The sequence below is a fragment of the Streptomyces sp. NPDC043996 genome (genome assembly GCF_056435225.1).
On sequence record NZ_JBWKEY010000002.1, the window covers coordinates 238,690 to 262,396 of the forward strand.

General features: G+C 75.8%; 6 protein-coding genes. 2 read left to right on the top strand and 4 right to left on the bottom strand.

Translation table 11 applies throughout. The features are described from left to right. The first annotated feature begins 5 nt into the window (after positions 1 to 5). Both AC07A4_RS05655 and AC07A4_RS05660 read left to right on the top strand, forming a co-directional pair. Positions 6 to 299 carry a hypothetical protein gene (locus tag AC07A4_RS05655; protein WP_478593415.1) on the top strand — a complete coding sequence of 98 codons (294 nt, stop codon included), beginning with the start codon at positions 6 to 8 and terminating at the stop codon, positions 297 to 299. Then, positions 286 to 1,524: an ATP-binding protein gene (locus AC07A4_RS05660; RefSeq protein WP_478593418.1), complete on the top strand. Its 1,239-nt coding sequence runs from the start codon at positions 286 to 288 to the stop codon at positions 1,522 to 1,524. The genes AC07A4_RS05655 and AC07A4_RS05660 overlap by 14 nt, the downstream gene beginning before the upstream one ends. Positions 1,525 to 1,551: 27 nt before the next feature. Here the strand turns inward: AC07A4_RS05660 and AC07A4_RS05665 are convergent, their stop codons facing one another. The 4 genes from AC07A4_RS05665 to AC07A4_RS05680 form a co-directional block, all read right to left on the bottom strand. Then, on the bottom strand, positions 1,552 to 2,790 hold the full coding sequence (locus AC07A4_RS05665) for a cytochrome P450 family protein (RefSeq protein WP_478593421.1): 1,239 nt from the start codon (positions 2,788 to 2,790) through the stop codon (positions 1,552 to 1,554). A 132-nt stretch (positions 2,791 to 2,922) separates the two neighbouring features. Beyond that, complete coding sequence (locus AC07A4_RS05670; RefSeq protein ID WP_478593424.1) at positions 2,923 to 3,435, bottom strand: GNAT family N-acetyltransferase; 513 nt, start codon at positions 3,433 to 3,435, stop codon at positions 2,923 to 2,925. Beyond that, a complete protein-coding gene (locus AC07A4_RS05675) occupies positions 3,432 to 3,638 on the bottom strand; it encodes an MbtH family protein (RefSeq protein WP_478593427.1) in 207 nt (68 codons plus the stop codon). Before AC07A4_RS05675 ends, AC07A4_RS05670 begins: the two co-directional genes overlap by 4 nt. 76 nt (positions 3,639 to 3,714) lie before the next feature. Beyond that, on the bottom strand, positions 3,715 to 23,694 hold the full coding sequence (locus AC07A4_RS05680) for a non-ribosomal peptide synthase/polyketide synthase (protein WP_478593430.1): 19,980 nt from the start codon (positions 23,692 to 23,694) through the stop codon (positions 3,715 to 3,717). Positions 23,695 to 23,707: the final 13 nt, after the last annotated feature.

The window sequence follows — 23,707 nt, forward strand, 5'->3', positions numbered from 1 at the left end:
CCCCGGTGGAACCCCTCAGCCTCATCCTGCTTCTGCTGCTCGGCGGCGCCGCCGGAGCGGTCCTGGCGCAAGTCACCTGGGACATGGTGAACGGCTGGATCCACACCCGGGCCCTGCGCGGCGGCTACGCGGAGATCCTCTCCGAGCGCATGGCCAGCGGGGACTACTGCGTCGTCGGCGGTGTCTTCAACGCGCACGGCGTCAGGACGGCGACGCAGACCTGGCAGGCGCACGCCCTCGATCCCGAGCTCGCGCGCAGACTCCATACCCAAAGGGGTGTCATCCGTGTTCACACGTGATCGCGGTCAGGGAGGGCGCGACGCGGACGACGACGCCCGGTGCGCGCCGCGGCTCTTCCTGAGCGGCTTTCCCGCGGACCTCCCCGAGCAGGAGCTGGTGAAGTTCCGGGTGCGCCTGTTCGCGATGCTCGGCGACATCATCAGCCACTACCGCCCCGCGCCGTTCACCATCAGCGCCGGATACGGGTACGCGCCCGCGCTGCCCGCCCCGCCCGTGCCGGGGGCCCCGCCCGGGGCCGCGGACGACGAACCGCCGCCCCCGGACTTCTCGACGATCGCACCGCTCTATACCTTCGACCAGCTCGTCCTGCCCGAGGAGACGACGAACCGGCTGCTCGACTGCGTCTCGCTCGTCGAGGTGGCCCCGCTCGTCTTCGACACGTGGAACCTGCGCTCCATCGAGCCGCATCCGTCCACGGCGGTCAACTTCCGCGGCCCGCCCGGCACGGGGAAGACCATGGCCGCGCACGCCATCGCCCACCGGCTCGGACGGCGCGTGCTCTCCTGCCGCCTCTCGGACCTGGAGAGCAAGTACCACGGCGAGGGGCCCAAGAACCTCGCCGCGCTGTTCGCCACGGCCACGGAGCAGAACGCGGTCCTGTTCGTCGACGAGGCCGAATCGCTGCTCTCGCGCCGGTTCGCCCAGCCGCAGCAGGCCGCCGAGAGCGCCATCAACTCCATGCGCACCGAGCTCCTGATGGCCCTCGACACCTTCCAGGGCCTGGTGATCTTCGCCAGCAACCTGCCGCACAGCTATGACGCCGCCGTGGAGTCGCGGCTGCTGCACGTCGACTTCGCCCTGCCCGACCGCGCGGCCCGGCGGCGGATCTGGCGGACCCATCTGCCCCCGGAGCTGCCGGTGCACGAGGACGTCTCGCTCGACGAACTCGCGGACGTCGACGGCGTATCGGGCCGGGACATCAAGGCGGCCGTCATCCTCGCCGCGGTCGGCACGGCCCGCCGCCAGCGGGACCGCCTCACGCGCGACAGCCTGCTGTCCGCCCTCAAGGAACAGCGCACTCCCCCGCCGCCCGCGCCCGCTCCCGCTCCCGCTCCCGCTCCCGGCGACACGGGGGCCGAACTCTCCGAGGAGGCCAAGCGGTCCGTCGCCGAGGAACTCCGGCAGCGCCTGGCCGAAGGGCACCGCGCTCCGGTCGCGACTTCGGATGCGGATGCGGGCATGAACGGCGGCACCGGCGCCGGAAAGGAGGCCGCCGGTCCCTGACCACGCGGTCCCGCACTCCGGTGCGGGTCAGCCTCGCGCGCGCACGGGGCGGACCCGCACCGGCAGTTCCGCGTGGCCGTTGGAGATGAACGAGGCCAGCGGGCGCAGCTCGGCGGCGGGGACGGCGAGTTCCACGTCGGGGAAGCGGTCGAAGAGCGCCCGCACGGCCGTGGCGACCTCCATCCGGGCCAGCGGCGCCCCCAGGCAGAAGTGCACCCCGTGCCCGAAGGCCAGGTGGTCCTTGACCGCGCGCGTGACGTCGAAGTCGTCCGCGGTCGGACCGTGCCAGGCGGGGTGGCGGTTGGCGGCGGCGTACGAGGCCAGGATCGCCTCTCCGGCGGCGATGACGCCCTGGCCGCCGGGCAGGGGGATGTCCGTGCGGGCGTAGCGCAACGGCAGGTGCGCGACGGCCGGTTCGTGCCGCAGCGTCTCCTCGACGACGTCGTTCCAGTCGGCGCGGCCCGCGCGGACGTGGGCGCGCTGCCCGGGGTCGCTGAGCAGCGCGGTGACGGCCTGGTCGATGACGTTGACCGTGGTCTCGTACCCCGCGCTGATCATCAGGACCAGGGTGTCGCGCAGTTCGGCGGCGGACAGGCGGCCGCCGTCGCCCTCGTCGTCGCGGACCGCGATCAGCGTCGAGGTCAGGTCGTCGCCCGGCCTCGCCCGCTTCGCGGCGATGAGCCGTTCCAGGGCCTCGTAGAGGAGGCCGGTGTTGGCGGTGGCCTGCTCGGTGGTCAGCGTCGTGTCGAAGACCCCGTCGACCAGGGCGCGGAAGGCGGGGCGCTGGGGCTCGGGCACGCCCATGAGGTGGCCGATGACTCCGATCGGCAGCGGGTAGGCGAGGCGGGCGCGCAGATCGACCACCTCCCCGTCGGGCAGGGCGTCCAGCTCGTCGAGGAGGCGCCCGACGAGGTCGTCGACGACCGTGGCCAGGGCCTCGACGCGGCGGGCGCTGAACGCCGGGGCGATCATGCGCCGCAGCCGCCGGTGGTCGGCGCCGTAGGCGGTGAACATGTTCTCCACGGCGATCCACAGCGCCAGCGGCCACGTCTGGACCACCCGGTCGTACTCGGGCCAGTGCGCGCGGGCGTCCTTGGAGACCTCGGGGCTGGTGAGCAGCCGCTTGAGCAGGTCCGGGTCCGAGACGGCCCACACGGTCACGCCGAGCACGTCCGCGCGGACCGCGGGTCCGTGCGCGCGCAGCCACCGGTCCTCGGTGTGCCGCCGGGTTCCGGTGGGGTCGAGCACGATCGGTTCGGACGTCATGCCGGTCTCCTCGCGGTCGGCCGTTCACGGAACGGATGCCCGGGCGTCAGCGTAAAGCCGCCCGGGCCGCCGCCGCAGCGGGGCGCCGCACGATGTCGGCCACGCGCGCCGCCCCGCTCCAGGCCGCCCCGGTCAGCCCGCCTCGGACGTGGAGACCACCACCATCTTGGTCACCGTGCCGTCGTCGCCGACGACGTCGCGCACATGGCGGAAGCCGAGGCGGCGGGCCAGCGCGAGGCTGGCGGCGTTCTCGGCGCCGACCATGCCGTAGGCCTCCTTCAGGCCCAGGTTGTCGGCGGCGTGCCGGAGCAGGCCGCGAATCGCCTCCCGGCCAAGGCCCCGGCCCCAGTACTCGGGGACGAACGCCAGGATCATCTCGTGTCCGTCGACGTTGCCGGTCTTCTTGACCTCCGCGTGGCCGATGTACGTGCCCTCGAACCACACGCCCCAGGCGTCGAACAGGTTCTTGGGGTAGACCTCCTCCAGGACGGCGCGGAACAGCTTGCGCAGGTCCTCCTCGGGCACCTGCTCCTGGCCCATCCAGTGGCACACCTCCTCGTCGCGCAGCAGCGCGACGAAGTGGTCCTCGTCCTCGGGGCGGTAGGGCGTGAACTCAAGGCGTTCGGTGCGCAGGGGTGGCGTCATCGGCGCACTCCGCCTTCCATGCGTTCACGCAGGCCGCGGGGGCGCATATCGGTCCAGACCTCGTCGACGTGGGCGGCGCACTCGGCCTCGGAGCCCTCCTTGCCGGTGCGGTGCCAGCCTGCGGGGATGTCGACGTCTATCGGCCACAGCGAGTACTGGTCCTCTTCGTTGCGCAGCACCTGGTAGCGGGTCGTCTCATCCATGGGGTGGTCTCCTCTCGATGGGTGGTGTCACCGCCCCGGGGCACCAGCGGTGCGGGCGCCCCGGGACGGAGCGGGGTCACAGGGCGCCGCGGGCGTGCCGGGCTATGTGGTGCAGGGCCGTGGTGAACTCCTGTGCCACGCGGCGCACGGTCTCCGTGTCGTGGAGCCCGGTGCGGTGGTGCCAGGTGAAGGCGAGGCGGCCGTCCTGGACGGCGCCGACGACCTCCAGCGGATGGGACCCGCTGTCCCGTGGGTCGTGGTCCTGGCCGAGGGAGCCGTGCTCGGCGCGGACGAGGCCGCTGCCGGGGTCATCGGGCCTGGCGTCCCACTGCCCGAGGTAGTTGAAGACCACCTGGCCGTGTGCCGCCGCGCCGAGCCGCTCGCGCACCTCGGGCGGGCCGAAGGTGCGCAGGGCGCCGTAGCCGATGCCGTTGCCCGGGACCACGCGCAGCTGGCGGCGCACGGACTTCACCAGGGCGCGCCAGTCGCGGGAGGCCGCCAGGTCGTCCGGCGCGGTCACCTGGAGGGCGACGGGGTGGACGGTGGTGAACCAGCCGACCGTGCGGGACAGGTCGACGCCGTCGAGCAGGTCCTCGCGGCCGTGGCCTTCGAGGTCGAGACGGACGCGGTCGCTGCCGGTCCAGCGGGCGAGCGCGAGGGCGAGCGCGGCGAGGAGCACGTCGTTGACGCGGGTGCGGTAGGCGGTCGGCGCGGCCCGCAGCAGCGCCGTGGTGTCCTCCTCGGTGAGCTCCACGCTGACCTGCCGGGCCTCGCCCTCGTCCGCGCCGGGCGCGTCGAGGGCCGGGAGCGGCTCTGCGGTCACCGTCTCCTCCCAGTAGGGCAGTTCGTGGTCGAGGCCGCCCTCGGCGACGTGCGCGGCGAGCCGCCGGGACCAGTCCCGGAAGGAGGTGGTGCGCTCTCCCAGGGCGATGGGTTCGCCCGCGGCCGCCTGCCGGTAGGCGGCTTCCAGGTCGTCGGCGAGGATCCGCCAGGACACCGCGTCCACGACCAGGTGGTGGCCGACGAGCAGGAGGAAGGCGGGGCGGCCGGTGTCCCCGGTGAACAGCGCCGCCCGCAGCAGCGGGCCGTGGCCGAGGTCGAAGCCAGTGTGCAGGTCGTCGGCGGCCTTGCGCATGCTCTCGTCGGCTTCGGCCTCGTCGAGGCCGCCGAGGTCGTGCTGGACGAGCAGGCCCTCGGTGGGGGTTTCGGCAGGCGGCGGGTTGACCTGCCGCCAGCCGTCGCCCTCGTGGGTGAAGCGCATGCGCAGCGCGTCGTGGTGTTCGAGCAGCTCCTCCAGGGCGGCGCGCAGGGCCTCCAGGTCGGGGGCGCCGTCGAGCTCCAGGAGCGCCGACTGGTTGAAGTGGTGGTGCGCGGCGCGCGGGGTGGTCAGGAACCACTCCTGGATGGGGGTGAGCGGCACCTCGCCGCTGACCGGGCCCTCGCCGGAGCGCTGCGGCGCGGTGGTGACGACGGCGGCGAGCTCGGCGACCGTCTGGTGGGTGAACAGGTCGCGGGTGGCCAGGTGCAGCCCGTCGCGGCGCAGCCGGGACACGACCTGCATGCTCAGGATCGAGTCGCCGCCCAGGAGGAAGAAGTTGTCGTGGGCGCCGACGTTGTCGACGCCGAGGACGTCGCCCCAGATGCGGGCGACGCGGCGTTCGGTGTCGGTGCGCGGCGCGACGTGCGGCCCGGTCGCGGTGTGCTCGGGCCCGGGTGCGGGCAGGGCCCGCCGGTCGGCCTTGCCGTTGGGGGTGAGCGGAAGGCGCTCCAGGGGGACGAACACCGACGGCACCATGTGCAGGGGCAGCAGCCCGGCGAGGTGCTCGCGCAGCTCCGCCGCCGCGAGTTCGCCGCCGTCGGCGGCGGGCACGACGTACGCCACGAGCCTGCTGGAACCGCCGTCGGCGCGGACCACGACGACGGCGTCGCGGACCTGGGGGCCGCGGCGCAGCGCGCTCTCGATCTCGCCCGGTTCGATGCGGTAGCCGCGCAGCTTGATCTGGTCGTCGGCGCGCCCGGCGAAGCGCAGCGCGCCGTCGCCGTCCCAGCGGACCAGGTCGCCGGTGCGGTACATGCGCTGCCCCGGCGCGCCGAACGGGTCGGCGGTGAACCGCTGGGCGGTCAGGCCCGGTTGGTTGACGTAGCCGCGCGCGAGGCCGGGCCCGGCGACGTACAGCTCCCCCGTCACGCCGGGCGGCACGGGCCTGAGAGCGGCGTCGAGGACGTACAGGCGGGTGTGGCCCGCCGGGCGGCCGATCGGCGGGGCGCCCGCTCCCGGGGTCAGGGGCCCGGTCCAGGAGGCGACGACGGTCGCTTCGGTGGGCCCATAGGAGTTGATCATCCGGCGGCCAGGGGCCCACCGCTCGACGAGGTCGGGCGGGCAGGCCTCCGCGCCGACGATCAGGGTGCGCAGGTGCGGCAGCGGCCCCGCCGTCTCGGGGGTCACCGTGGCGAGGGCGGCGGGCGGGATGAGGGTGTGGCTGATGTGCCGCTCGGCGAGGACCTGGGCGAGGCGCTCGCCGACCAGCGGCCCCTCCTCGCCGGTCACCAGGGCGGCGCCGCTGAGCAGGGAGACGCACAGCTCCAGGACGGAGGCGTCGAAGCTGGGCGAGGCGAACTGGAGGACCTTGTCGCCGGGGCCCGCGGCGTACTGGGCGGCGGCGGCTTCGGCGAAGCCCGCGAGGCCCTGGTGCGTCACCACGACGCCCTTGGGCGTGCCGGTGGACCCCGAGGTGTAGATGACGTACGCGGGGTGCGCGCAGGTCAGGCGCGCGGTGCGGTCGGTGTCGGTGGGCGCGGTCTCGGGCCCGTCGGCGGCCCAGACCTCGGCGGGGTCGGCCAGGGTCAGCCAGGCGCCCGCGTCGCGGACCATGAACTCCCGCCGCTGCTCGGGGTAGGCGGGGTCCACGGGCAGGAAGGCGCCGCCCGCCTTGGTGACGGCGAGCTGCGCGACGACCGCCTCCGCGGTCCTTGGCAGGGCCAGGGCCACGATCCGCTCGGGGCCGACGCCCCGGCCGATCAGCTGGTGGGCGAGGCGGTTGGCGGCGCGGTCGAGGTCGGCGTACGTCAGCTGCCGGGAGCCGTCGTCGAGGGCCAGCGCGTCGGGCGTGCGGGCGGCCTGCCGCTCGAAGAGCCGGGGCAGGGTGACCTCGGGGACCGGCCGGGTCTGGCCGCGGCCCTGCTCCAGGAGGGTCTTCAGCTCCGCGTCGGACGACAGCGGCAGGGCGCCGAGCGGTCGGCGCGGGTCTTCGGCGACGGCGGTCAGGAGCGTGCCGAGCTGGTCGGCCATCCGCTCGGCGGTCGCCGGGTCGAACAGGTCGGTGTTGTAGGTGAGCAGGCCGTGCAGCGCTCCGGAGTCCGTCTCGGCGAACTCCAGGGTGAGGTCGAACGCCGCGTGCTGGAGCTCCGGCTCGATGTCGGCGACGTCGAGTCCCGGCAGGTCGAGGTCGCCGGTCGGGGTGTTCTGGAGGACCACCATGACCTGGAAGAGCGGGGTGCGGCTGGTGTCGCGCACCGGCTGCACCTCGTCCACCACGCGTTCGAACGGCACGTCCTGGTGCGCGAAGGCGTCGAGGACGGTCTGGCGTACGTCGTCGAGGAACTCGGGGAAGCCGCGCGCGGGGTCGACGTGCGAGCGCAGCACGAGGGTGTTGACGAAGAAGCCGACCAGGTGCTGGACCTCGGGGCGGTCGCGGCCCGAGGTGACGGTGCCGACCGCGATGTCACGGCCGCCCGACAGGCGCGCGAGGAAGGCCTGCGCGGCGGCCACGAGCGTGGTGAACAGGGTGGCGCCGCGGTCCCTGCCGACCTGGGCGAGGCGGCGGGCGGTCCGGGGCGGCAGCGCGAGGCGGGCACTCCTGCCGCCGTGGGTGCGCACCGCGGGGCGCGGCCGGTCGGTGGGCAGTTCGACGGGCTCGGTGTCGGCCAGGTGCTCCTTCCAGTAGCCGAGCTGGCCGTCGGCGTCGGCGCCTTCGGCGGTGCGCTGCCAGTGCGCGTAGTCGGCGTACTGGACGGGCAGCGGCGGCAGTTCCCCGGTGTCGGCGCCGAGCGCCCGCCGGTAGAGGTGGGCCAGGTCGCCGGTGAGCACGGCGGTGGACCAGCCGTCGGTGACGATGTGGTGCAGGGTGAGCGCCAGGACGTGGTCGTCGTCGGCGAGGCGCACCAGGGCGGTGCGCAGGAGCGGGCCGTGGCGCAGGTCGAAGGGGCGGGTGCGTTCGTCCGTCAGGAGGCCCTCCAGCTGGGCCGCGCGGTGCTTGTCGGACGTCGCCGACAGGTCGTGCGTCGGCAGCGGCACCGCGCGCGGCGGGTGGACGAGTTGCACGCCGTGCCCGTCGACGGTGTCGAAGGTGGTGCGCAGCGAGGCGTGGCGGGCCACCAGGGCGGTGAGCGCCTCGGTCAGGGCGTCGGTGTCGAGCCGTCCGCGCAGCCGCAGGGCGAGGCCCGTGACGTACTCGGCACTCTGGCCGGGCGCGAACTCCGCGAGGAACCACAGGCGTTGCTGCGCGTACGACATGGGGGCCGTGGCGCGCGCGACGGGCACGATGGCGGGGCGGGCCGTGCCGGGGGCCGGTCCTGTGGTGACGAGTGCGGCGAGCGCGGCCGGGGTGGGGTGGGTGAACACCGCGCGCGGTGAGACGTCCGCGGCGAACTCCTCGGCCAGGCGTGAGGCGAGGCGGATGCTGAGGATGGAGTCGCCGCCCAGGGTGAAGAAGTCGTCCTCCACGCCGGGCAGGTCCGTGCCGAGTACGTCGGCGAAGACGCCGGCGACGCGGCGTTCGGCGTCGGTGCGGGGCTCGACGCGCGGGGCGCGGCCCGCCCCGGTGTCCGGCTCCGGCGCCGGGAGCGCCGCCCGGTCGACCTTGCCGTTGGCGCTCAGCGGCAGGGCCGCCAGCGGGACGTACGCGGCGGGCACGAGGTAGTCGGGCAGCGAGCGGGCGGCGAAGGACCGCAGGCCCGCCGGGTCGTCCCCGGCCGCACCGACGACGTAGGCGACCAGGCGCCGGGCGCCGGGCCTGTCCTCGCGGGCCACCACCGCCACGTCCACGACGCCGGGGTGGGCGGCGAGGGCGGCCTCGGCCTCGCCGGGTTCGACGCGGAAGCCGCGGATCTTCACCTGGTCGTCGGCGCGGCCCAGGAAGACGACCGTGCCGTCCGGGTGGCGCCGGGCCAGGTCGCCGGTGCGGTACATGCGGGCGCCGGGCGGCCCGAAGGGGTCGGCGAGGAACCGGGCCGCGCTCTCCCCGGGGCGGCCCAGATAGCCGCGGGCCACGCCCTCGCCCGCGAGGAACAGCTCGCCCGCGCAGCCCGGCGGCACGGGCCGCAGGCGGGTGTCGAGGACGTGCGCGCGCATGGCGTCCAGGGGGTGGCCGATGGGCACGGTGTCGGGCACGGCGTCGGCGTCGGCGAGGGCGAAGGAGGTCGCGAAGGTCGTGGTCTCGGTGGGTCCGTAGCCGTCGACGACGGTCAGGCCGGGGCAGGCGGCGAGGACGCGGCGCACGGCCGCGGCGGGGACCACGTCGCCGCCGGTCCACACCTGGCGCAGGCCCGTGAAGCAGTCCGGGGCGTCCTGCGCGAGGAGCCGGAAGAGACCGGCGGTGAGCCACAGCGCGCTCAGGCCGCCCTCCCCGGCGAGCCGCCGCAGCAGGGCCGCGTCCACCGCTCCGTCAGGGGCGACGACCACGCGGCCGCCGGTCAGCAGGGGCGCCCATACCTCGAAGGTGACGGCGTCGAAGGCGACGGGCGAGTGCAGCAGGACGCGGGCGCAGCCGCCGTCGGCGAACCGGCTGTCGGTGGCGAGGGCGGCCACGTCGCGGTGGCGTACGGCCACGGCCTTGGGCACGCCCGTGGAGCCGGAGGTGAACATCACGTAGGCCAGCTGGTCGGGGTCGGCCTGCCCGGCGGGCGGCGCCCCGGCGGGGGCGGTGCGCGCGGCGGTGACGTCGGCGGCGGTGAGCCGGGCGGCGGCGTCCACCTGGTCGAGCAGGGCGCGGCGGCGCTCCTCGGGGGCGCGGGTGTCGACCGGCACATAGGCGCCGCCCGCCTTGAGGACCGCGAGCTGCGCGACCACGAGCGCGGCGGAGCGCTCCATGAGCAGGGCCACGCGGTCCTCGCCCCGCAGGCCGTCCGCGAGGAGCCGGGAGGCCACGCGGTCGGACCAGTCGGCGAGTTGACGGTACGTCACCAGCTGGTCGCCGTCTTCGATGGCGATCGCGTCGGGGGTGCGGCGGGCCTGCTCGGCGAAGAGGGCCACCGGGGTGCGCGGCGGCGTGGGGGCCTTGGCAGTGGCGTTCCACCGCGCCAGGAGTTCCCTGTCCTCGGCGGTGAGCGGGTCCAGGTCGTCCACGTCGCCGTCGAGGCCCTCGGCGAGGTGGGTGAGCAGCGCGGCCAGGCGGCTCGCGAGGCGCTCGACGGTGGCCGGGTCGAACAGGGCGGCGTCGTAGGCCAGGTCGAAGCCGAGGCCTTCGGCGAGGTGGGCGCGCAGGCACAGCGGGAAGGTGGTGGCGTCGTCGGCGCGCACCTCCTCGACGCGCACGCCGGTCCGGGCCGCGGCCGACTCGTCGACGGGGTAGTTCTCGAACACCACCATGCTGTCGAACAGCGCCTCGCCCGCCGGGACGCCGGTGCGGGCCTGGATGCGGGGCAGCGCGAGGAAGTCGTAGCGGCGGGCGTCGCTCTGCCGCTCCTGGAGGTCGCGCAGCCAGGGCAGCACGCCGCCGCGCGGGACACGCACCCGCGTCGGCACGGTGTTGATGAACATGCCGACCATGGAGTCCACGCCGGGCAGTTCGGCGGGGCGGCCGGAGACGGTCGTGCCGAACACCACGTCGTCGCGGCCGCTGGAGCGGGCCAGGAGCAGCCCCCAGGCGGCCTGCACCACGGTGTTGACGGTAAGACCGGCGCGGGCCGCCGCCTCCCGGAGGCCGCGCGAGACGTCCGGGTCGAGTTCCCGTGCGACGGCCGCCGCGGAGCGGGCGCGGTGCGCCTCGGCGGGCACGCGGTCGTAGGGCAGCGGGGTGCGCGCGGCGCAGTCGGCGAGTTCCTCGGCCCAGTGCGCCTCGGCGGCGTGCTCGTCCTGGTCGGCGAGCCACTGGAGGAAGTCCGCGAAGGGCCGCCGGATCGGGCCGGGGGCGTCGGGTCCTCCGGTGAGCGCGGCGTAGCGCTGGCACACCTCGATGAGCAGCTGGCCGCTGCTCCAGCCGTCCAGGACGAGGTGGTGCGAGGACCAGAGGAGCAGGACCTCGTCGCCGGGCAGCGCGGCCAGGGTGACGCGGGTGAGCGGCGCGGTGGTCAGCTCCATGCCCGTGGCGCGGTCCTCGGCGAGGAGCCGCTCGACGGCCTCCGCGCGTCCGTCGGTTGTCAGTTCGCGCCAGTCGAGGTGGGTGACGGGCAGGTCCGCGTGGTGGTGGACGACTTGCACGGGGTGCGGCAGGCCCTGCCAGTGGACGCTGGTGCGCAGCGCCGGGGTGCGGTCGGCGACCTGCTGCCAGGCGGTGGCGAGCGCCCGCGGGTCGGCCACGCCGGACAGCCGCACGGCGGTGCGGTCGAAGTAGGCGCCCGCGGTGTCGACGAGGCCGTGGAAGAGCATGCCCGCCTGCAGGGGCGTCAGCGGCAGGACGTCCGCGACGTGCCGTCCGTCGCCGACGAGCCGGTCCAGGTGCTCTTGGGCGAGGCGGGCGAGGGGGAAGTCGGAGGGCGTGCGGCCGCCGGTGCCGGGGCGGGCGCAGTGGGCGACGATGTCGCGCAGGGCCGCGCGGGTGTCCTCGGCCAGCTGGCGCACGGTGGCTTCGTCGTAGACGGCGGGCGGGTAGGTCAGGCCGAGTTCGAGGCGCCCGTCGTGGACGACGCCGGTGATGTCCAGGAGGTAGGGGCGGGTTTCGTCGGGGTCGGTGTCGCGGCCCGCGGACGGCAGGGCGGCGCCGTAGAGCCCGCCTTCCTGAGGCCCGCTGGTGTCGAACTGCCCGTGGTAGTTGAACCCGACCCGTGGCGCCGGGGCACCGGCCAGGGGGCTTTCGGGCAGGAGGTGGCGCAGGGCGCCGTGGCTCAGGCCGCGCAGGGGCACCGCGCGCAGCTGTTCCTTGACCGCGCGCAGGGTGTCGCGCCAGTCGGCTTCGGGGGCGACGGTCAGGGCGAGGGGGAACTCCGCGGTGAACCAGCCGACGGTCCGTGACAGGTCCATGTGCGCGAACAGGTCCTCGCGGCCGTGGCCCTCGACGCCGATGAGGACGGTGTCGCGCCCGCACCAGCGGGCCAGGGTGCGGCCGATGGCGCTGAGGAGCACGTCGTTGACCTGGGTGCGGTAGACGTCGGGGACCCGCCGCAGCAGGGCGTCGGTCTCCTCGGCGTCCAGGGTGACGGTGAGGGTGGCGGCGGCGCCGTGGGTGTTGGGCCCCGGGCGTCCGGCGGGCAGGTCCGCGGGTGCGGCGGCGGTCCGCCGCCAGTGGGCGAGGTCGGCCTCCAGGGCGCCGGAGCGGGTGTGCTCGTCGAGCCGCGCGGCCCAGTGGCCGTAGGCGGTGCCGACCGGGGCGAGTTCGACGGGCTGCCCGGCCGCGGCGGCGCGGTGGGCGCTTTCCAGGTCGCCGAGGAGGATGCGCCAGGACACGCCGTCCACCGCCAGGTGGTGCACGGTGAACACGAGGTGCGCGGGCAGGTCCGGGCCCCGGTCGAAGACGAGGACCCGTGCCATCCGGCCCTCGGTGGGGTCGAGTGCGGCCTGGGCGGCGTCGGCCGCGCGCTGCACCTCCGCTTCCAGGGCCGCCTCGTCGAGGCCGACCGCGTCGTGGCAGGTGAACACCGGTCCCGGGGCTTCGGCCAGCGGCTCTTGGAGCCAGCCGTCGCCGGTGTGGGAGAAGCGGGTGCGCAGCGCCGCGTGGTGGCGTACGACAGCGTCGGCGGCCTGCTCAAGCGCGGGCAGGTCGGTGCCCGGGGCCAGGGCGAAGCGCTGGGTCATGGTGAAGCGGAGCGCGTCGCCGGGGCGGCGGGCGTCGAGGTACCAGCGCTGGATCGGGGTGAGCGGCGCCCGCGCGGGCGGGGCGGCGCCCAGGGCGGCCCCGGCCGGGTCGGCGGCGGTGGCGCACAGGGCGAGTTCGGCGACGGTCGGCGCGCGGAACACGTCCTTGGTGGTGAGGGCCAGGCCCGCGCGGCGGGCGCGGGACACGATCTGGATGCTGAGGATCGAGTCGCCGCCGAGCGCGAAGAAGTTGTCGCGCGCGCCCACCCGGGCGACGCCGAGGACGTCCGCCCAGATGGCGGCCAGGCGCTCCTCGGTGCCGGGGCGCGGCGCGACGTAGGGGGCCTGGGTGTCGGGCCCCGCGGGCGGGGCGGGCAGGGCGCGGCGGTCGGTCTTGCCGCTGCTGGTGCGCGGGATGCGCGGCAGCGGCACGAACGCCTGCGGCACCATGTGGTCCGGCAGCGTCATGCGCAGCCGGGCCCGTAGGTCGTCGCCGGTCGGGGTGCGGTCGGCTGCGGGCACCACATAGGCCGCGAGCAGGGTGCGGCCCGCGTGCTCGTGGGGCGTCACCACGGCCTCGGCGACGTCCGGGTGGGCCGTGAGGGCGGCCTCGATCTCGCCGGGTTCGATGCGGAAGCCGCGGATCTTGACCTGTTCGTCGGCGCGGCCCAGGAACTCCAGGAGGCCCTGGTCGTCCCAGCGGGCGCGGTCGCCGGTGCGGTACATGCGGGTGCCGGGCGCCCCGTAGGGGTCGGCGAGGAAGCGGCTCGCGGTCAGGCCGGGCCGGTGGAGATAGCCGCGCGCCACCTGCGCGCCCGCCAGGTACAGCTCGCCGGGGGTGCCGGGCGGCACCGGGCGCAGCGTGCCGTCGAGGACGTAGGCGCGCAGGCCCCGGCCGGGGCGGCCGATGACCGGGCGCTCGGGCCGCTGGGCGCACGGGCCGTAGACGGCGTCGACGGTGCACTCGGTGGGCCCGTACACGTTGTACGCGGTGACGCCGAGGTCCGTGGCCGCGCACAGTTCGCGCCAGGTGTCCGCGCCGATGGCCTCGCCGCCCACCAGGAGTACGCGCGGGTGGTGGCGGCCGGGCGCGAGGAGGCCGGCGCGGTGGAGCTCGCGCAGGAAGGACGGGGTGACGTTCACCAGGTCGAGGCGGTGCTCGGCGACCTGGGCGCAGAACGCCTCGGGGTCAAGGCGCGTGTCCTCGTCGACGAGGTGGACCTCCTGGCCGAGGGCGAGCAGCAGCGGCCCCTCCCAGGAGGTGTCGAAGGAGAACGAGGCGCTGAGCGCGGCCCGCAGCCGGTGCCCGTCGGCGGTGTGCGGGGCGACGAGCCCTTCCCTGTGGTCGTGGCAGAGGGCGAGCAGCTGGCGGTGTTCCACGGCGACGCCCTTGGGGCGCCCGGTGGAGCCGGACGTGTAGATGACGTACGCGGTGTTCGCGGGGTGCAGCGGCGCGATGCGGTCGGCGTCGGTCGGGTCGTGGGCGGGCAGCCGGTCCCAGGGCAGGGCGCGCAGCGTCTCGGCGGTCAGGACGGTGCGGGGCGCGGCGTCGGCGGTGAGGTACGCGACGCGCTGCTCGGGCAGGTCGGGGTCGAGGCACAGCAGCGTGCCGCCCGCCTTGAGGACGGCGAACAGGGCCACCAGCTGGTCGGAGGTGCGCGGCAGGCGCGCGGCGACGGTCCGCTCGGGGCCGACGCCCTGGGCGATGAGGTGGTGGGCGAGCCGGTTGGCGCGGTCGTTGAGGGCGGCGAAGTCGAGCGTGGCGTCGCGGGCGACCAGGGCGGTGGCGTCCGGCGTGCGCGCGGCCTGCGCCTCGAACAGGGCGGGGAAGGTGGTCTCTGGGGCGGGTGCCGGGCCGCCCTGCCACTCCTCGAGGACCTGGCGCCGGTCGGCGGTGGTGAGCAGCGGAAGGGCGCCGATCTCCTGGTCCGGGTCGGCGGCGGCCGCTTCCAGGAGCAGCCGCAGCTGGGCGGCGAGGCGCTCGGCGGTGCCGGGGTCGAACAGGCCGGTGCTGTACTCCAGGTGTCCGGTGACGCCGCCGTCGTGCTCGACGAAGTCGAAGGCGAGGTCGAAGGTGGCGTTGCGCACCGGCGGGGTCACCGCCTCGACGTCGAGTCCCGGCAGGCCGGGCGCCTCGGTGCCGAGATTGTGCAGGGCCACCATGACCTGGAACAGGGGCGTGCGGCTGGTGTCGCGCTCGGGCCTGACCGCGTCCACCACCCGTTCGAAGGGCACGTCCTGGTGGTGGAAGGCGTCGAGGGTGGCGGCGCGCGCCCGGTCGAGCAGGCGGCGGAACGTCAGTCCGGGGGTGACCTCGCCGCGCAGCACGAGGGTGTTGACGAACATGCCGACCACGTCGTGGAGTTCGGCGCGCTCCCGCCCGGCGGTCACGGTGCCGACGGCGATGTCCTCCTGGTCCGTCCAGCGGGCGAGCAGGACCTGGCAGGCCGTCAGGAGGGTCATGTAGAGGGTGGCGTCGGCCTCGCGGCCCCGGGCGCGCAGCCGCTCCACCAGCGGGGCCGGGAGCGGGAAGGTGACCAGGGCGCCGTCGCGGGTGCGCACGGCGGGGCGCGGCCGGTCGGTCGGCGGCTCCAGGGGCGCGAGGCCTGCCAACGCGCCCTTCCAGTAGGCGAGTTGCCGTTCGGCCTCTTCGGCGCGGCCGCGCTGCCAGGCGGCGTAGTCGGCGTACCGCACGGGCAGTGCGGGCAGTGCGGGGCTCCGGCCCGCGCGCGCCGCCGCGTACAGCTCGCCGAGGTCGCGGCCGAGGACGCCGAGGGACCAGCCGTCGGTGACGATGTGGTGCAGGGCCAGGACCAGGACGTGCTCGTCGTCCGCGAGGCGGGCGAGGCGGGCCCGCAGCAGGGGCCCGGCGCTCAGGTCGAAGGGGGTGGCGGCCTCGCCTTCCAGGAGGGCGTCCACGGCGTCAGCACCGGCGCCGGTGAGGTCGTCCACGCGCAGGTCCACCGGGTGCGGCGGGTGCACGATCTGCCGGGCCTCGCCGTCGTGTTCGGCGAACGTGGTGCGCAGGGCCTCGTGCCGGGCGACCAGGCCGTCGAGCGCGGTGCGCAGGGCGGCCTCGTCGAGCGCGCCGCGCAGGCGAAGGGCGGACACCGTCGTGTACTCGGTGCTGCCGGGCTCGAAGCGGTCGAGGAACCACAGGCGCTGCTGGGCGTACGACAGCGGCGGCGCGGTGCTCGGATCGGCGGCCGGGATCACGTCGGGGGCCGCGGCCGCCGCCGGTTCGCCGAGGGCGGCGGCCAGGGCGCACACGGTGGGGTGGGTGAACAGGAGCCGGGGCGAGACGTCGGCGCCGAAGGCCGCGCGCAGCCGCGAGGTGACGCGGACGGCGAGGATGGAGTCGCCGCCGAGGGCGAAGAAGTCGTCGTCGGCGCCCACCTCGTCGGCGGTGAGGACGTCCGCCCAGGCGGCGGCGACCAGGCGTTCGGCCGCGGTGCGCGGCGGGACGCGGTCGCCGCCGGAGGCGAAGCCGTCGGCGCCGGGCGCGGGCAGGGCGCGCCGGTCGAGCTTGCCGTTGACGGTCAGCGGCAGCGCGGCCAGCGGGACGTAGGCGGCGGGCACCATGTGGGCGGGCAGGAGGCGTTCGAGGTGGGCGCGGAGCTCGGCGGCGGGCGGCGCTCCGTCCTCGCCCGCGCCGACGACGTGGGCGACCAGGCGCCGGGTCCCGGAGGCGTCCTCGTGCACGCCGACGGTGGCGGCGCCGACGCCGGGGTGGGTGTGGAGGGCGGCTTCGATCTCGCCGGGTTCGATGCGGTAGCCGCGGATCTTGACCTGGGTGTCGGCGCGGCCGAGGTACTCCAGGGTGCCGTCGGGCCGCCACCGGGCGCGGTCGCCGGTGCGGTACATGCGGCTGCCGGGCGGCCCGAACGGGTCGGGCGGGAAGCGGGTCGCGGTGAGGGCGGGCAGGCCGAGGTAGCCGCGGGCCAGTCCTTCGCCCGCGACGTACATCTCGCCGATGGCGCCGGGCGGCGCCAGGGCCAGGTCATCGTCGAGGACGTAGATACGCAGGTCGGGGATGCCCGTGCCGACGGGGCTCGCGGTGCCCGTGCGTACGGTCGACGCGTCGAGGGGGGCGTAGGTGACGTGCACGGTCGTCTCGGTGATGCCGTACATGTTGACCAGGCGCGGCGCGTCGTCGCGGTGGCGGGCGTACCAGTCGGCGAGCCGGTCGACGTCGAGCGCCTCACCGCCGAAGACGACCTGACGCAGCGCCAGGCGGGCGCTCAGCTCGGGGTGTTCGGCGTCGGCCCGTACCAACGGGTAGAAGGCGGACGGGGTCTGGTTGAGGACGGTGACGCGTTCGTCCGCGAGGAGGCGCAGGAAGTCCTCCGGGGAGCGGGCGGTGTCGTCGGGGACGACGACGAGCCGCCCGCCGTGCAGCAGCGGGCCCCACAGCTCCCACACCGAGAAGTCGAAGGCATAGGAGTGGAACAGCGTCCACACGTCGTGCTCGTCGAAGCCGAACCAGTCGCGGGTGCGCGTGAAAAGCCGGACGACGTTGGCGTGCGGGACGACGACGCCCTTGGGGCGGCCGGTGGAGCCGGAGGTGTAGATGGCGTAGGCCGGGTTGTCCGGCAGCGGGCGGCGGTCCTGGGCGGGTCCTGTGGCCGGGCGCCGGTCGAGGTCGGCCCGTACCTCCGGGTCATCCAAGAGCAGTACGTCGCAGGTGCCGTCGGCGCGTACGTCCGTGTCCGTGGTGGTGACCAGCGCCACCGGGGCGGTGTCGCGCAGCAGGTGGGTGACGCGTTCGGCGGGGAGCTTGGGGTCGATCGGCAGATACGCGGCGCCGGACTTCAGGGCCGCGATGACCGCCACGACCAGGTCGGTGGAGCGGGGCAGGGCGAGCGCCACGAAGCGCTCGGGTCCGGCTCCGGCCTCGGCGAGGCGATGGGCCAGGCACCCGGCCGCCGCGTCCAGGGACGCGTAGTCCAGGTGGTCGTCGCCGCAGGTGACGGCGGTGGCGTGGGGGGTGCGGGCGGCCTGCGCCTCGAAGAGGTCCACCAGGGTGTGCCCGGGGTGCCCGTGCGCGGAGCCGCTGAAGTCGGTGAGGACGCGCTGGCGTTCCTCGGTGGTCGTGGCGGTGAGGTCGCGCAGCGGCCGGTCGAGGTGGTCGGCGAACTGCGTGAGGAGCAGGCAGAGGCGGTCGGCGAGGGCGCGCGCGGTCGCGGCGTCGAACAGGTCCGGGTCGTAGGCCAGGTCGAAGCCGAGCCGTTCGCCCTGGTAGGCGCGGAGCACCAGGGGGTAGTTGGTGGCGTCGCGGGAGGTGACGTCGAGGAGGCGGACGCCGGTGGTGGCCGCGCGGGCCTCGTCGAAGGGGTAGTTCTCGAAGGCGACCATGCTGTGGAACAGCGGGGTGCCGGACGGCACGTCGCTCAGCGCGGTCAGCTCGGCCAGGGAGGCCGCCGAGAAGCGCCGCGACTCGGCCTGCGCCTCCTGGAGCGCGCGCAGCCAGGCGCCCGCCGTGCGGCCGCTGTCGACGTGGACGCGGGTGGGCAGGGTGTTGATGAACATGCCCACCATCGACTCCACGCCGGGCAGTTCGTCGGGGCGCCCGGAGACGGTGGTGCCGAACACCACGTCCCGCTCGCCGCTGTGGCGCGCGAGCAGCAGCGCCCAGGCGCCCTGGACCAGGGTGTTGGCGGTGAGCCCGGCCGCCCGCGCGGTGCGCGCGAGGCGCGCGGACACCTCGTCGGACAGGCCGGTGGTGTGGACGCCCGCGGAGCGGGCCTGGTGGGCCTCGCGCAGGGGCCGGTCGACGGGCAGCGGGGTCGGCGTGGCGAAGCCGGTGAGGACCTGCTGCCAGTGTGCGCGGGCGGCTGTGCCGTCCTGGTCGGCAAGCCAGCGTACGTAGTCGCCGAAGGGGCGGCGCACGGGCGCGGGCGCGGCGCCGCCGGTGGTGAGCGCGGCGTAGCGTTCGCCGACCTCGGTGAGCACCTGGGCGAGGCTCCAGCCGTCCAGGATCAGGTGGTGGGAGGTCCACAGCAGGTGCAGGCGCGCGTCGGGAAGGCGGATCAGGGTGAGCCGCATGAGGGGGGCCGTGGTGAGGTCGATGCCGCGCGCGAGGTCGTCGGCGCGCAGCCGGTCGAACCGGGCGGCGCGCTCGTCCTCGGCGAGGTCCCGCCAGTCGACGTGGGTGACGGGTACGCAGACCTCGCGGTGCACGACCTGGAGCGGGGCGGGGACGTCCTCCCACACCACGGACGTCCGCAGGGTGGGCGTGTCGTCGGCGGCCTGCTGCCAGGCCAGGGCGAAGGCGTGCGGGTCGGCCACGCCGTCGAGGAGGAGGGCCGCCTGGTCGACGTACACGTCGTCGGCGCCGCCGACGAGGCGGTGGAAGAGCATGCCTTCCTGGAGCGGCGTCAGCGGCAGCAGGTCCTCCACGTTCCCGCCGTCGCCGACGAGGCGGTCCACACCGGCCTGGTCGAGGCGGGCCAGCGGGAAGTCGGAGGGGGTGCGGCCGCCCGCGTCGGGGCGGGCGCAGTGCTCGGTGATCGCGGTGAGCGCGGCGGCCATGCCCGCGGCCAGGTCCTCGACGGTGGCCGCGTCGTGCGCCTCGTGGCTGTAGTGCCAGGTGATCTCCAGCTCGCCGTCGGCGACCACGGCGGTGACGTCGAGGAGGTGGTCGAGGGGGGCGTCGGCGGCGAGGTCCCGTCCTGGCACGTCGGCGGCCGGGGCGAAGTCGCCGGTGGCGGAGGTGTCCCACTGGCCGTGGTAGTTGAAGGACACCTGCGGCAGCGGCAGTTCCCCGAGGGCGCGGGCGGCCGGGTCGGGTGAGCCGAGGCGGGCCAGGGCCTCGTAGCTCAGGCCGCGCCGGGGCACGGCCCGCAGCCGTTCCTTCACGGCCTTGAGCGTGGCGCCCCAGTCGGGCGCGCCGGGCGGTCCGACGGGGGCGAAGGTCACGGGGTACTGGGTGGTGAACCAGCCGACCGTGCCGGTCAGGTCGAGGGTGTCGTCCTCACGGCCGTGGCCTTCCAGGGCGACGGTGACGCGGGGGGCGCCCGCCCAGTCGGCGAGGACCCGGCCGAGCGCGCTGAGCAGCACGTCGTTGACCTGGGTGCGGTAGACGCCGGGCACCCGGCGCAGCAGGGCGTCGGTGGTGGCGCGGTCCACGCGGGTGCGGACGGTGCGCACCGATCCGGCGAGCGGGGCGGCGGCGCGGTCGACGGGCAGCGGGGTGCGGGGTTCGGCGGCCTCCGCCGTCCAGGCGGGCAGGTCGTCGTCGAGGCCGCCGGCCCGCACCCGCTCGGACAGGTGGCGGGACCAGTCGGCGAACGGCGTGGCGACGGGCTCCAGCCGGACAGGGTCGCCCGCGGCGGCCTGGCGGTAGGCCTGTTCCAGGCCGGCCAGGAGGATGCGCCAGGAGACGCTGTCGACGGCCAAGTGGTGGGCGGTGAGGAACAGTTGCGCCCGCGGCCGCCCCTGAGGCGACGCCTCTCCCCCGGGCCGCAGCAGCGCCGCGCGCAGCAGGGCGCCGGTGGCCGGGTCGAGGGCGGCGCGGGCCGCGTCGGCGGCCGCTTCCCGGGCGGGCGCGGCGTCGGCGTCGGCGGCGGGCAGGTCGTGGCGGGTCAGCAGGCCGGTGGCGGGGCCCTCGCCGGGGTGCTGCCGCCAGCCGCCCTCGGCGGCCACGAAGCGGGTGCGCAGCGCCGGGTGGTGGGCGGCGAGGGCGTCCACGGCGCGTTCCAGGGCCTGTTCGTCGAGGTCGTGCGGCAGGTCGAGCAGCAGCGACATGCTGAAGTGCCGCAGCGGCCCGTGGGTGGCGAGGAACCACTCCTGTACGGGGGTCAGCGGGACGGGCCCTGCCGCGGGCGCCCGCCGGGGCGCGGGCACGTCGGCGGTCCGCAGGGACGCGGCGGCGGCGAGGTCGGCGACCGTCTGGTGCCGGAACACGTCCTGCGAGCTGAGCCGAAGGCCGGCGGCGCGGGCGCGGGATACGGCCTGGATGCTGAGGATGGAGTCGCCGCCGAGCTCGAAGAAGTTGTCGGTGACGCCCACCTGGCTGGTGCCGAGGACCTCCGCCCAGATGGCGGCCAGGGTCTCCTCGTCGGGGGTGCGCGGGGCGACGAACTCCCGTTCGCGCGGCCCGGTGTCGAGGTCGGGTGCGGGCAGGGCCCTGCGGTCCAGCTTGCCGTGGGCGGTCAGCGGCAGGGCGTCGAGCACGGTGAACGACGTCGGCACCATGTGGTCGGGCAGGACCTGGCGGCACGCGGCCCGCAGCGCGGAGGCGGCGGTCCTTTCGGCGCCCGCGGCGGGCGCGACGTAGGCGGCGAGGCGCAGATGGCCGTGGGCGTCGGGCACGGCGACGACCGCGGCCCCGGAGACGTCCGGCAGGTCGAGGAGGACGGCCTCGATCTCCCCCGGTTCGATGCGGTGGCCGCGCACCTTCACCTGGTCGTCGGCGCGGCCCAGGTAGTCGAGTTGCCCGTCGGCGGTCCAGCGGGCCAGGTCCCCGGTGCGGTACATGCGGGTGCCGGGCGCCCCGAAGGGGTCGGCGAGGAAGCGGGCGGCGGTCAGGCCCGGGCGGCCCGCGTAGCCGCGGGCCACCTGGGCGCCCGCCAGGTACAGCTCGCCGCCGACGCCGGGCGGCACCGGTGCGAGACGCCGGTCGAGGACGTAGGCCCGTACGCCCGGCAGCGGGCGGCCCACCAGCGGCCGCACGTCGCCCTCGATCCGGCAGGCCAGCGCGTCGACGGTGCACTCGGTGGGGCCGTAGAAGTTGTACGCGGCCACGTCCCGGTGCCCGGCGAGCTCGCGCCACAGGGCGGGGCCGATGGCCTCGCCGCCGAGCATCAGGACCCGGGGGTGGTGGCGGGGGTCGTCGAGGAGGCCCGCGGGAAGGAGTTGGCGCAGGTAGGAGGGCGTCAGGTCGAGGAAGTCGACGCGGTGCTCGACGACGTACTCGACCAGGGCGGCGGCGTCGAGCCGCGTCGTCTCGTCGACCAGGTGCAGCGGATGGCCGTCGGCCATCAACAGCACGCCCTCCAGGGAGGTGTCGAAGGAGAACGACGCGGTGAGCGCGACGCGCAGCGGGCCGCCGCCCGCCGCGGCGACGAAGCCCTCGCGGTGGCCCGCCAGGAGGTTCGCGAGCGAGCGGTGCGAGACGGCGACGCCCTTGGGGCGGCCGGTGGAGCCGGACGTGTAGATGACGTACGCGGTGGTGTCCGGATCGAGCGGCACGGCCACGGGACCCGCGCCGGGATCGAGGTCGGGCACGGCCGCGAGGGCGGCCTCGTCGAGGACGAGGGCGGGGCGCGCGTCGTCGAGCAGGAACCGGAGGCGTTCGGCGGGCAGCGCCGGGTCGAGCGGCAGATAGCCCGCGCCGGACTTCCAGACGGCGAGCATCGCCACGATCATGTCGGCGGTGCGCGGGAGCCGCAGCGCGACGAGGCGTTCGGGCCCGGCGCCGTGGGCGACGAGGTGGTGGGCGAGGCGGTCGGCGCGGGCGTCGAGCGTCGCGTAGTCGAGGCGCTCGTCCCCGGCGACCAGGGCGGTGGCGTGCGGGGTGCGGGCGGCCTGCCGGGCGAAGAGGCCGGGGCAGGTGTCGGCGGCGGGGGCCGCCGCCGCGGTCGCGTTCCACTCCTGGGTGATCCGCCGGGTCTCGTCCGGGGAGAGCAGCGGGACGGTGCCCAGGGGGCGGTCCGGCTCGGTGGCGGCGGTGTCGAGGAGCCGTACCAGCTGGTCGGCCATCCGCTCGGCGGTGGCGGTGTCGAACAGGTCGGTGCGGTACTCCAGGAGGCCGACGAGCCGGTCGCCTTCGGGCACGAACTCCACGCTCAGGTCGAAGGTGGAGGCGTGCCGGGGCACGGTCACCGGGGCGGCGGCCAGGCCGGCGAGGCCGGGGGCCTGGGGCGGCGCGGGGTGCAGCAGGACCATCACGTCGAACAGGGGGTTGCGGCCCGCCTCGCGGGACGCGCCCACGGCCTCCACGAGGCGCTCGAACGGCGTGTCGCCGTGCGCGAAGGCGTCGTTGACGGTGTCGGCGGCGACGCCGAGGAGCTCACGGAACGACCCGGTGTCCTCGACGGGCGTGCGCAGCACGATGGTGTTGGCGTAGAAGCCGACGGACCGTTCCAGGTCGGTGTGGGAGCGCCCGGGGGTCAGGGAGCCGATGGTGATGTCGTCCTGCCCCGACCAGCGGGCGAGGAGCGCCTGGCAGCCCGCGACGAGGGACGTGAACAGGGTGGTGTGCCGCTCCGTGGCGAGCGCGCGCAGGCGGGCCGTGGTGGCGGCGGACACGGTGAAGGTGTGGACGGCGCCCGCCCCCGCCTCCTCCCCCCGGCGCGGCCGGTCCAGCGGCAGGCCGGGCGGCACGGCACCGGTCAACTGCTCAGTCCAGTAGGCGAGGTGCCGCTCCAGGCGCGGCCCGGAGAGGCGCTCGCGCTGCCACACCGCGAAGTCCGGGTACTGCGCGGCCACTGGCGGCAGGCCGGGGGCCGCGCCCCGGGCCAGCGCGTCGTACGCGGCGCACAGCTCCTCCAGGACCACCCCCATCGACCAGCCGTCGGTGACGATGTGATGGGCCGTCAGGAGCAGGATGTGGGAGGGCTCGGCGCCGCCGCGCTCGCGCAGCAGCAGGGCGCGCAGGAGCGGTCCCGCGCTCAGGTCGAAGGGCCGCTCGTACTCGGCCAGGAGGGCTTCGTCCAGGGCGGCCGTGCCCTCGGCGGGCAGGTCCCGCACCGGCAGCGGCACCGGCGCGGGCGGGCTCACCGTCTGCGTAGGGCGCCCTTCGGTCTCCTGGAAGGTGGTGCGCAGTGCCTCGTGGCGCTCCACGACGGTGTCGACCGCGCGGGAGAGGGCGTCGCGGTCCAGGGCGCCGGTGAGCCGGAGCGCGACGGCGCTGTTGTAGCGGGCGTCGCCGGGGCGCAGCCGGTCCAGGAACCACAGCCGCTGCTGGGCGAAGGACAGCGGCAGCGGCTCGGTGCGGTCCGCGCGCGGGATGCCCGGGCGTCCCGCCGTGCCCGGGGCCCCGCCCTTGCCGTCCGCCGCCGTTCCCGAAGGTCCCTGTGTTCCGGCGCGCCCGGCGAGGCGGCGGCGCAGCGCCTCTTGGAGGTCCTTGGGCAGGGCGGCGGCGCGGTCTCGCTTCGAAGACGTCATGGTCTGGCAGTCC